Below are 10098 nucleotides of genomic sequence, written 5' to 3' on the forward strand. Positions count from 1 at the left end.
CACCAGTATCGGACGGTTTCGTGGCTCACGTCGATGCCTCGCTCATGCAGCAGATCTTCGACATTTCGAAGCGAAAGCGGAAATCAGACATAAAGCATCACCGCCAGGCGGATGATCTCGGGACTGGTTTTGAAGTACTTGAAAGAGGCAGGTTTGGTCATTCCTAAACGCTACGCAACCGCCCTGCCCTGCTCAAGCAAAGTTCTTCTGACAAGACCCTCCCGTTAATTCAAATTTGATTATTTAATAATATTGTATGATTATATGAATTGCCTGGATGGAATCGGGCTGCTGTCCAATTCGTCCACGAAAAGGGGGAGGCAGGCTCTGGATCGCCGTAGGGAAAGAGACCGGACGTTTTCGAGAAGGAGCCTGCATGGTCAGGTTGCGCTCGATCTTGGCAGACGGATCGTGGCCGGCGAAATCCCTGAAGGCGCTACGCTTGCAACCGAGGAAACAGCGAGCCGTGAGTGGATGGTCAGCCGCACCGCCTATCGCGAAGCTATCAAAGTGCTGACTGCCAAGGGGCTTGTTGAGTCGCGGCCGAAAGCCGGCACCCGTGTCCGCCCCCGAGGTGACTGGAACATGCTGGACCCAGACGTGCTGCTGTGGGCGTCAGAGTCCGAGAGTACGACCGAGTTCGCAGACGCGCTTTTCGAGTTTCGCCTGATTATCGAGCCTGGCGCCGCCCGTCTCGCAGCGAGGAAACGGCTGCCAGAGGCAATTGCTGATCTTCGCGCGGCAATTGAGCGGATGGAGAGTTCTCCCCCTCAGTCGCAGGAAAACATGGATGCTGATCTCGCAATTCACGAGGCCATCCTGAGCGCGTCGGGCAATGAGCTTCTGACTTCGCTCGGTCATGTAGTGGAGTCGCTTCTGGCCCGGAGCTTCCAAATCTCGTCACGTCGCCCGTCGATACGGGAGGCGTCGATACCGCTGCACCGCGCGGTGTGTGACCGCATTTTCGAAGGCAACGAGGATGAAGCCGAGGCTGCCATGACGCGGCTTCTGAAGAGTGCGCGCGCGGACATCAACGAGATCGTCGCACATGAGAAGGGAAACGAGCATAGGACTGCGGACAGGAAATGAACCCATTCTGAAAACAAAGACAGAATGATTTTGGAAAATTTATCAACACTTAAGGAGGAGTAGTATGTTGAAAAATGCCTTTCTAAGCGCCGGCGCTGTAGCGATTGCCATAACGGCTGTTGCAGGGGCTGCTTCGGCCGACACGTCCGACAAGCGCATCGCCCTGTCGAACAACTATGCCGGCAACAGCTGGCGCCAGGCGATGCTCGGCAGTTGGGAAAAGGTCACCAGCGCCGCTGTGTCGGACGGCGTGGTCGCAGAGGCACCTGCCTTTACCACCGCCGAAAACCAGGTGACCGAGCAGGCTGCCCAAATCCAAAACATGATCCTCGAAGGCTACGACGCAATTGTCATCAACGCCGCTTCGCCCGACGCATTGAACGGCGCGGTTCGTCAGGCCTGTGACGCGGGTATCGTTGTGGTTTCCTTCGACGGTATCGTAACTGAACCCTGTGCCTATCGTATCGCGGTTGATTTCCATGCGATGGGAAAGGTGGAAGTCGAGTATTTGGCGACGCGCTTGGACGGCGGCAACTTGCTGGAGATCCGCGGCCTTGCCGGTGTCTTCGTCGATGATGAGATCAGTGCTGGCATCCACGAAGGAGTGGCTGAGAACTCTCAGTTCGAGATAGTGGGTTCGGTCCACGGTGACTGGGCACAAGACGTGGCTCAGAAGGCAGTTGCCGGTATCCTTCCATCACTGCCCGATATTGCTGGCGTCGTAACCCAAGGCGGTGACGGTTACGGGGCTGCGCAGGCTTTTGCGGCTGCCGGCAGGCCAACGCCGCTGATCGTCATGGGCAACCGATATGACGAGATGCTCTGGTGGAAAGAGCAAAAGGACGCGAACGGCTATGAGACCATGTCGGTTTCGATTGCGCCCGGCGTTGGCACGCTCGCGTTCTGGGTGGCCCAGATGATCCTTGACGGGAAAGAGGTGCCACAAGATCTGACTGTGCCGTTCCTGACCATCACCCAGGATACTCTGGAGGAAAGCTTGGCGAATACGCAGCCTGGCGGTGTTGCGAATGTCGAATACTCGCTTGAAGATGCCATGGCAGTCGTTGCCGGCGGTTGATCTCAGCGCAAAACAGGAAGGCCGGGGCCAATGACCGCATCGACAAAAAACATCGTCTCGCTCAAGGACGTCGCCAAGCATTTTGGGGCCGTCCGAGCGCTGGACGGGGTCGACCTTGAGGTGGATGCGGGGGAATGCCTCGGCCTGGTTGGGCACAACGGAGCCGGCAAGTCGACATTGATGAACGTGCTTGCCGGCACTCTCGCCCCTGATCGGGGTGCCATTGAGGTTATGGGCTCCAACCTTACCTCGAAATACCATGTCGCGGCCGCCAATCAGCAAGGTGTGCGATGTGTGTTTCAGGAGTTGTCGCTGTGTCCAAACCTATCGGTCGCCGAGAACGCACGAATCTTCCATCCTTCGCTGTCCGGCTTCGGATGGAAGCGTCGTGCGGGCGACCTGATACAAAGCAAACTCGATGAGATTTTCCCGGGTCACGGTATCGAAGCCGGTGACATCGTCGGATATTTGTCGATCGGTAAACGCCAGATGGTTGAGATCGCGCGCGCATTTACGATTACCGATGCGCCGCTGAACCTCGTCATACTGGACGAGCCGACGTCGTCACTCGATGCGGTGACTGCCGCCCAATTGCTTGATTTCGTGCGCAAAGTAATTGGCGAGGGCTTGAGCTGCATTCTAATTTCTCACGTCCTTGTCGAAGTGCTCGACTACTCGGACAGGATTGTAGTGATGAAGGATGGCGCTGTTGTGGCGGCGCGGCCGGGCAATGAGTTCGACCGGGATTCGTTGGTGTCCGCAATGGGCAACGTCGTCGAAATCGACGAGATCCGCGAGCATGAGAAACTTGAGAAAAAGAGGGGCACAACGCCTGTGGTGGTTGAAGCCCGGGCCGACGGAGGTCGGGATAGCGCAACCCTTCTGGCGCATAAGGGCGAGATCATAGGCCTCGCTGGCCTGGCCGGTCACGGGCAAACGCGCACATTGTTATCGATCTACGACGCCGCAATGCGCGGCAAGACGGCGCCGAAGGTCCAAGGACCGGTTGCACTTGTCGCTGGCGACCGACAGACCGACGGCGTTTTCCATTTGTGGTCGATCTCGGCAAACATCGGCGTTCGCAGTCTGCGTTCCATGGTGCGTCGCGGGTTGATCGACCCGCTGGCGGAAGCCGCGATCGGCGAAGAGTGGCGGGACAAGATCAAGATCAAGACGCCCGACATGTCGGACAACATTCTGTCTCTATCTGGCGGCAATCAGCAGAAAGCCCTGTTTGCCCGGGCCCTGGCCTCGGATGCCGAGATTATCCTGATGGATGACCCAATGCGTGGCGTCGATGTCGGCACGAAGCTGGAAGTATACGACCTGATCCGCGACGAGGCTGAACGTGGCCGCACCTTTCTCTGGTACACAACGGAGATGGACGAACTGAACAACTGCGACCACACCTATGTATTTCGCAACGGCGCAATCGTGGCAGACCTCTCGCGTGAAGACCTGACTGAAGAAAAGGTCCTGCACTCGTCCTTCAAGGAAAGCGCCTGACCATGCTGGCCAAGGTTACTTCTCCAAAGTTCCTGCGGGCCATCCTGCCAGCGGCATCCTTCACAGTATTGTTGGCTGCAATTTTCTACGTGCAGCCGCGGGCGGCCAGCTACTTTGGCATGAATCTGATGCTGCAATACACCGTGCCGATCGCGCTGGCGACGATCGCACAGATGTTTATCATCACCGTGAATGATCTGGATCTGTCGATTGGCGCCTTTGTAGGCTTGACCGCCTGCATCGGTGCGAAGCTGTTGGCGGACACGCCGGTGCTCGGTGTGCTGGCACTGGCCGCTTGTGTCGCAGCCTACGCTGCGCTTGGCGCACTGATCTATTGGCGAAACCTGCCCTCCATCGTTGTGACGCTGGGGATGTCATTCGTTTGGCTTGGCATCGCTGTCTTGGTCCTGCCGACGCCGGGCGGAACCGCGCCGGGGTGGGTCAAGGCAATCATGGGATTGAAGACACCCTATGTGCCATTCCCGATCATAGCCGCCATCGTTATCGGCCTCGTCGTTCATTTCGCGTTGATGCGATCCAGCTATGGAACCGTTCTGCGTGGTGCGGGCGGCAACCCGAGAGCGATCGGTCGCGCCGGATGGTCGCTTCTGAAGATCAAAATGGTGATGTTCGGGGCCGCTGGTTTCTTTGGGGTGTTATCAGGCCTTTCCCTAATCGGCCTGACATCGGCGGCTGACGCTCATATTGCCGACCGGTACACACTCTACGCCATCGCCGGCGTGATACTGGGCGGCGGCGAGTTCGTCGGCGGGCGTGTTTCACCCATCGGTGCGGTCATTGGCGCGCTCACCCTTGCGCTGACCGGGTCCTTCCTGACGTTCCTGAAGATTTCGCCCGACTGGCAGATCGGTGCACAGGGCGGCATCCTGATCATCGTTCTGGCACTCAGGGCCCTGATTAACAGGCAGGAGTCATAATCCATGACAATGATCCGGCAACTCTCCGACAAACCTTGGATCTGGTCCTTCTTCGGCATGTTTCTGGTCTGGCTTGCCACGGCCATCTACACAGGCGGCACCGGCAGTGCCGAGGTCATTACCGCAGCACTGTCGTTTGCTACATTCACAGTCATCGTTGGTATAGGGCAGATGTTTGTCATCACCACCGGACCAGGAAATGTCGATCTGTCGATCCCATCGACGATCGCCTTATCCGGCGCCGTGGCTATGAAAATTATGGATGGCTCAAACGCCATGCTCGCCGTGGGATTTGCCGTGTCGATGGGTTGCGGACTGGTCGTTGGGCTTTTCAACTACATGCTCATTCGGGTCCTTCGCATCCCGCCGATCATTGCGACGCTGAGTTCCAGTTTCCTGATCCTGTCGACCGCTATTGCCTATGGTCGCGGCCTCAAGATCAAACCCCCGCCGCTTCTCGCCGAGTTTACTACTGCGCAGGTTCTGGGCGTGCCGGTGCTGGCGGTCGTTTTCATTATCTTCGCCGTTTTCATGAGCGTTGTTCTCAATCGCACCTATTACGGGCGGTCGGTCCTCGCCATTGGTCAGAACATGCGCGCGGCCTGGTTGGCCGGTATCAATGTCGAGCGCATCCGCTTTTGCACCTATTTGCTGAGTGCCCTTCTGGCGGCGCTCTGCGGCTATCTTCTGGCCGGTTTCTCGGGAGGCGCGTCCCTGAATATGGGGCAGGAATACCTGCTTGGCTCGATCGCCGTTGTGGTCATCGGGGGAACTTCGGTGGCGGGCGGCAAGGCGAACGTACCCGGCATCTGGGGCGCTGCCATGTTCATGTTCCTGCTGGTGACAATGCTGAACACCTTCGGTGCTTCGGCTGGCATTCGCCTAATCATGACCGGTCTGATCATCGTAGCGGTCATTACGATTGCAGGCGGGGACAAACAACAACGTTAGGGAACGAAAATGGCATTGGTTGGAGACAGTTACGAGTACTACGACAAATCGTTCTACGACCTCACCGTGCCGATTGCGGCGGTCGAAGAACTCTATTCGGACTGCCGCTGGGCCGAAGGTCCGGTCTGGTTCAACGAGCACAGCACACTGGTTTGGAGCGACATCCCAAACCAGCGGCTCCTGCGCTGGACGGAAGGTGTCGGCGTTTCCGAATTCCGAGCGCGTTCCGATTTTGCCAATGGCAACACCCGTGATCGGCAAGGCAGACTGGTCAGCTGCGAACACGGAACCCGGCGCGTGACACGGACCGAGCCGGATGGTTCAATCACAGTGATTGCGGACAGCTTCGGCGGCAAGCGGTTGAACTCACCCAATGACGTGGTCGTCAAATCAGACGGTACCGTTTGGTTCACCGATCCCGACTACGGCATCATGTCCGACTACGAGGGCTACAAATCCGAGCGGGAACAGGACGGTTGTTACGTCTATAGTGCGAACCCGGAAACTGGTGAGATCAGAATCGTTGCCGACGATTTGACCAAGCCGAACGGTTTGGCTTTCAATGCAGACGAAAGCAAGCTGTTCATTGCCGACAGCGGTCGCAGCCACGACCCAGACGGCCCGCACCACATCCGTATATTCGACGTCTCCGACGAGAATAAGTTGTTGGGCGGTCGGGTCTTCTGTGAGGTAAACCCGGGCGTACCAGACGGATTTCGAATTGATATCCATGGAAATGTCTGGAGTTCCTGCCAGAATGGTGTGATTTGCTTCGGCCCCGATGGTAGAGCGCTTGGCAAGATAAGGATCCCGACCATGGTCGCAAACCTGACCTTTGGCGGGCCACGTCGGAACCGGTTATTCATTACGGCGACAAACTCGGTATACGCTGTTTACGTAGCAACTACGGGGATCCAAGCTCCCTGATAAAGCAGACAAGCTGTTGCGTCTTCACTCACATAATGAAAAACCCGATCTGATTGAGTTCCTTACAGTTCGTAGGTCGCGAGAACTTCATGGTGCGCCTGATCCGGCATCAAAGTCGAGCAGTAGAAGTGAAACTCTCGAACCTGAAAACGCGATCCTTGAAAATTACCCTGGCTCGCGTAGAAATTCTGAACTTGTGCCAAGCCATTTGTCGAAAGTGTCTGGGAGAAACGAGCTATTGTGACGTGCGGCCGGAACCGGCGCTTTTGGAACTGCACACCTGCGCCTCTTAGTTTGCGCGTGATTTTTCGCTCAAGATTGAGTAGGTCTTCACATCGTTCAACATCGGCAAAGATCACCTGCGGGGTGTTTTTTCCAAAGCTGCCCAGCCCGACGAGACGCAAGTCGAATGGCTTTGCATGCACTTCAGTTAAAGCCCCATGCGCGGTTTCACACACTTCGTCAGACTGTTCGCCAAGAAAGCTCAAGGTGAGGTGTAGATTGTCCGATGGCACCAAGCGACCGACTGTCAGTTGCTCCTGCAGCCTTTCCAGTTCACCACGGATTGTATCCGGAAAGTCTATTGCCAAGAAGACACGCATGTTCGCTTCCAAATTTGTATAAACGACGGCGAGCAGAATGCGACCGAGCTGGCGTCGGTTCTTCAACCCCGTTCTTTTACAATACTCTTAAAATCCGACGGCGACATTCCAGACCATTTTCGGAAGGCCCTCGAAAACGCCGTGGAGTCTGAGTATCCAAGCCGCAGTGCGGTCTCACCAACGGACTTCCCTATCCGGCTCGATTCGGATTTCCTGGCACCTTCGTTGCACCGACATTCACCATGCCAATGCCGACAAGCAGCAGCATTAGTCCAAGCATCTTTCGGCTCGAGACCTCCTCTCCAAGAAAAACTGCCGTCATCAGGACAATGAAAAAGGGCGTTAATTGGAGGAATACACCGGCGCGTGCGGCTCCAAGTTGCCTTACACCTGCGCTCCAGGCGCAGAACGCGATTACCGATGCACCCACGCCGAGATACAATCCAGAAACAAGAATCTCAGGCCTAAACACGTCAGGCATTGTTATATTGCCTCGCCATACCGCCAGAGGTGTCATCAAACAAAGCCCGCACCAGACGACTGCGGCCATACAGGGAGTGGGAGCAAGGGGTAACCGCAGTCGGTTGAGACAAACTGTAAATAGCGCCCATGCGAGAGACGCGAAAAAGACAAACATCGGCCCGGTCAACAGTCTGAAACCACTGGTCACATCAGTGTGGGTAAAGAGTACCATCCCAACACCGCCGAATGCGACCAGGCCGCCGAAAATCTCAAGGAGATCCAGTCTGCGCCCTCGCCAAAGTCTTGCGATAATAAGGATGATGATTGGTGAAAGTCCGAAGATCAGCCCCGAGATCGAGGCGGGTGTCTGTTTTAGGCCAACGTAAAGCAGCCAGTTAAACAATACGATTCCGAACGACGCCAAAACTATAAGCTCGGGCATGTGCCTTTTGTACGAGAGTAGAATGTCCCGCCGGTTCAGGACGATGACTGGCAGCAAGGTTATCGCCGCAACAAGCCAGCGCAAGTAATTTAAGTCGAAGGGTTCGATTGTTCCGTGTAGTGCCCGCCCGACGATGAAGTTTCCGGCCCAGAGCAGCGGGGCGAGAACAACAAAGAGCAAAGCGGATCTGTCAGAAATACCTTTGCGCATAACGAATGCCGTCCGAAAGGCGCCGATATCAATAGAACGAAGGCTAGAGACCGAAGCAAAATTGGGTCACCTTCGCAACCGGCCAAAATAAAAAAGGATTAAATTTTAAGACAGTTTCGTGATTTTGGATTTAATGGTAGCGGTCAACTCGGCGTTGCATTCGGGTGCAATGACCCAAGATAACTACAAGTGTATGGATCATGCTTGCTGCGAAAGCGGGCGTGGTAATTGAAGCCTGATGAATCATTGAGACCTCCTGTGGGTGACCCTACGTTAACCCAGATCGATGAGGGCCTCTGTGAACTAGGACACAAACGATTGGCGCTGACGCAAACGGATACTAGCTCCGAGTACCCGTTTTGGGCTCGAGGCAGCCGTTCAGCAGAATTCAGTGAATGTCTGCTGTGCGGACTTTTCAGTGTTTCCTTGCCGTCTCCCAAATGACTTACGCCGGATCGATCCGTTACTCAGTCCAAGTCGCTTTGGCACGCAGCAGCATCGGTTTCGCCCTTCCGATCCCAAGTGCCATCAGAACAGTTGCAAAAACAAAATACCCCGCAATAGCGATGAATTGACTTTCCAGTCCAAAACCCAGGTCAATCATCAGCCCTGTCAGGCCCGGACCGATGGCCGATCCCAATACCATCACTGCAGCCGCCATTGCCTTGATCGAGCCGATATGGGCCGTTCCGTAGAAATCCGCCCAGAAGGCGTTGGGCAGAGTCGTATTTGCTCCCATTGTCAGCGCGAGGAAAAAGAAGCCGAAAAACATTGCAATCGGTTCCGATGCAGCAGCGAATATGAGAAAACTAACGACCATCGGTAGTTGGTAGAAGGGCGTCAGGCGGGCAGTGCCAAACCGATCCAGCGCCAAGCCCGAAAGCACCATGGCTATGATCGACATCAGCGTGTAGAGCGGAAAGAACGACACCAGTTCCATGTGGCTCCAGCCCTTTACATCGGCGAGGTGAACCTGATGGAAGAACAGGGCGGTGTTGAAAGCGGACAGTCCCAAAATCGCTGGCACCATGACCCAGAACAATGGGTTCCGCAGCGCTTGGCCGCGGGTCCAGTGCAATCCTTGCATACCCACATTGCCCGTACTTTGCGCTAACCGTTTGGGTGTGCGCTCCTTCCCAAGCAACCAACCCAGCACCGGAACACCTACAAGGCAAAGTACGGCCCCCGTAAGCCAAAGGTATCGCCAGTCTATGATTGTCATCAACGCCACGAACAGGATGGGGAGAAAAGCCTCGCCAAAGGCAAACCCCAGTGACGCCGTCGACAGGGCCCGTCCGCGCGTTGCCACGAACCAGCGCGCCATAGCGACCACGGCGATGTGGCTACTCATTCCCTGTCCGAAAAACCGCAAAAAGAAAACCACCAAGGGCAGTACCCAAGCCAACCGGTTCAGCGCCATAGCCATACAGGCTGCTGCAAGCCCGATCAGAACCACCGGCCCGAGAACGCGAACTCGGAAAATGTCGGTCAATCCGCCTGCCCAGACCATCGCCAAGGCCGATACGGTCGTGCCAAGCATGTAAATACCGCCCCATTGGCCGTGGCTCAGGCCGAAAGCTTCCCGGATTTCACCTGCGAAAATCGAAATAAAGAACGTCTGCCCAAAACTGGACATGAACGTCATTAGTGCCCCGGCGGCGAGAAAGGGAGCATTCTGGACAAGGAAACCGGCGACTTTCATACACCTCGCTTGCCCGCCATGGAGTTGGACTGCAAGCTCAAATATTCTGCAGGGTCTAGCAAGAATGTAAGGTCCGCTTTGGGCTTGTCTTATGCTTTCCTTATCGATCTGCAAAGATTGAGCCACTGCCGGTCACGCCATTTATGGCTGGCAGTGGCGGCGGCTGGATCGCTTTGGGCTTGGTCGTGAGG

10 protein-coding genes and 1 pseudogene are annotated in these 10098 nt (G+C 56.0%); 6 read left to right on the top strand and 5 right to left on the bottom strand.

The features are described from left to right. A pseudogene (locus AC2FNE_RS23575) lies at positions 1–161 on the bottom strand (IS6 family transposase); the annotation flags it as partial. Between the two features lie 103 nt (positions 162–264). Here AC2FNE_RS23575 and AC2FNE_RS23580 point away from each other — a divergent pair. The 6 genes from AC2FNE_RS23580 (at position 265) to AC2FNE_RS23605 (ending at position 6489) form a co-directional block, all read left to right on the top strand. Then, positions 265–1089 (top strand): FadR/GntR family transcriptional regulator, encoded by an 825-nt coding sequence (locus tag AC2FNE_RS23580; RefSeq protein WP_496806448.1) that lies wholly within the window; start codon positions 265–267, stop codon positions 1087–1089. Between the two features lie 64 nt (positions 1090–1153). Continuing rightward, the gene (locus tag AC2FNE_RS23585) at positions 1154–2167 is read left to right on the top strand and encodes an ABC transporter substrate-binding protein (RefSeq protein ID WP_496806449.1); all 1014 of its coding nucleotides are present in this window, start codon (positions 1154–1156) and stop codon (positions 2165–2167) included. A gap of 30 nt (positions 2168–2197) precedes the next feature. Further along, entirely contained in the window at positions 2198–3673 is a 1476-nt protein-coding gene (locus AC2FNE_RS23590; RefSeq protein ID WP_496806450.1) for a sugar ABC transporter ATP-binding protein, read from the top strand. Positions 3674–3675: 2 nt separating this feature from the next. Then, on the top strand, positions 3676–4611 hold the full coding sequence (locus tag AC2FNE_RS23595) for an ABC transporter permease (RefSeq protein ID WP_496806451.1): 936 nt from the start codon (positions 3676–3678) through the stop codon (positions 4609–4611). Between the two features lie 3 nt (positions 4612–4614). Further along, the gene (locus AC2FNE_RS23600) at positions 4615–5562 is read left to right on the top strand and encodes an ABC transporter permease (protein ID WP_496806452.1); all 948 of its coding nucleotides are present in this window, start codon (positions 4615–4617) and stop codon (positions 5560–5562) included. 9 nt (positions 5563–5571) lie between these two features. Then, the gene (locus AC2FNE_RS23605; RefSeq protein ID WP_496806453.1) at positions 5572–6489 is read left to right on the top strand and encodes an SMP-30/gluconolactonase/LRE family protein; all 918 of its coding nucleotides are present in this window, start codon (positions 5572–5574) and stop codon (positions 6487–6489) included. Positions 6490–6551: 62 nt separating this feature from the next. Here the strand turns inward: AC2FNE_RS23605 and thpR are convergent, their stop codons facing one another. The 4 genes from thpR to AC2FNE_RS23625 all read right to left on the bottom strand — a co-directional run bounded on the left by thpR (position 6552) and on the right by AC2FNE_RS23625 (position 9907). After that, entirely contained in the window at positions 6552–7091 is a 540-nt protein-coding gene (thpR, locus tag AC2FNE_RS23610; protein ID WP_496806454.1) for an RNA 2',3'-cyclic phosphodiesterase, read from the bottom strand. Positions 7092–7153: 62 nt separating this feature from the next. After that, positions 7154–7285 carry a helix-turn-helix domain-containing protein gene (locus tag AC2FNE_RS23615; RefSeq protein ID WP_496806456.1) on the bottom strand — a complete coding sequence of 44 codons (132 nt, stop codon included), beginning with the start codon at positions 7283–7285 and terminating at the stop codon, positions 7154–7156. Further along, positions 7282–8205, bottom strand: a complete 924-nt coding sequence (locus AC2FNE_RS23620) for a DMT family transporter (protein ID WP_496806455.1) — start codon at positions 8203–8205, stop codon at positions 7282–7284. The genes AC2FNE_RS23615 and AC2FNE_RS23620 overlap by 4 nt, the downstream gene beginning before the upstream one ends. A gap of 463 nt (positions 8206–8668) precedes the next feature. Further along, complete coding sequence (locus tag AC2FNE_RS23625) at positions 8669–9907, bottom strand: MFS transporter (RefSeq protein WP_170608894.1); 1239 nt, start codon at positions 9905–9907, stop codon at positions 8669–8671. Positions 9908–10098: the final 191 nt, after the last annotated feature.

This window comes from Ruegeria sp. YKSD179 (genome assembly GCF_059612885.1).

What these genes read in the sequence shown, in the direction of transcription:
- AC2FNE_RS23580 (WP_496806448.1), top strand. Translation starts at nt 265, where the DNA reads ATGAATTGCCTGGATGGAATCGGGCTGCTGTCCAATTCGTCCACGAAA.
- AC2FNE_RS23585 (WP_496806449.1), top strand. Translation starts at nt 1,154, where the DNA reads ATGTTGAAAAATGCCTTTCTAAGCGCCGGCGCTGTAGCGATTGCCATA.
- AC2FNE_RS23590 (WP_496806450.1), top strand. Translation starts at nt 2,198, where the DNA reads ATGACCGCATCGACAAAAAACATCGTCTCGCTCAAGGACGTCGCCAAG.
- AC2FNE_RS23595 (WP_496806451.1), top strand. Translation starts at nt 3,676, where the DNA reads ATGCTGGCCAAGGTTACTTCTCCAAAGTTCCTGCGGGCCATCCTGCCA.
- AC2FNE_RS23600 (WP_496806452.1), top strand. Translation starts at nt 4,615, where the DNA reads ATGACAATGATCCGGCAACTCTCCGACAAACCTTGGATCTGGTCCTTC.
- AC2FNE_RS23605 (WP_496806453.1), top strand. Translation starts at nt 5,572, where the DNA reads ATGGCATTGGTTGGAGACAGTTACGAGTACTACGACAAATCGTTCTAC.
- thpR (WP_496806454.1), bottom strand. Translation starts at nt 7,091, where the DNA reads ATGCGTGTCTTCTTGGCAATAGACTTTCCGGATACAATCCGTGGTGAA.
- AC2FNE_RS23620 (WP_496806455.1), bottom strand. Translation starts at nt 8,205, where the DNA reads ATGCGCAAAGGTATTTCTGACAGATCCGCTTTGCTCTTTGTTGTTCTC.
- AC2FNE_RS23625 (WP_170608894.1), bottom strand. Translation starts at nt 9,907, where the DNA reads ATGAAAGTCGCCGGTTTCCTTGTCCAGAATGCTCCCTTTCTCGCCGCC.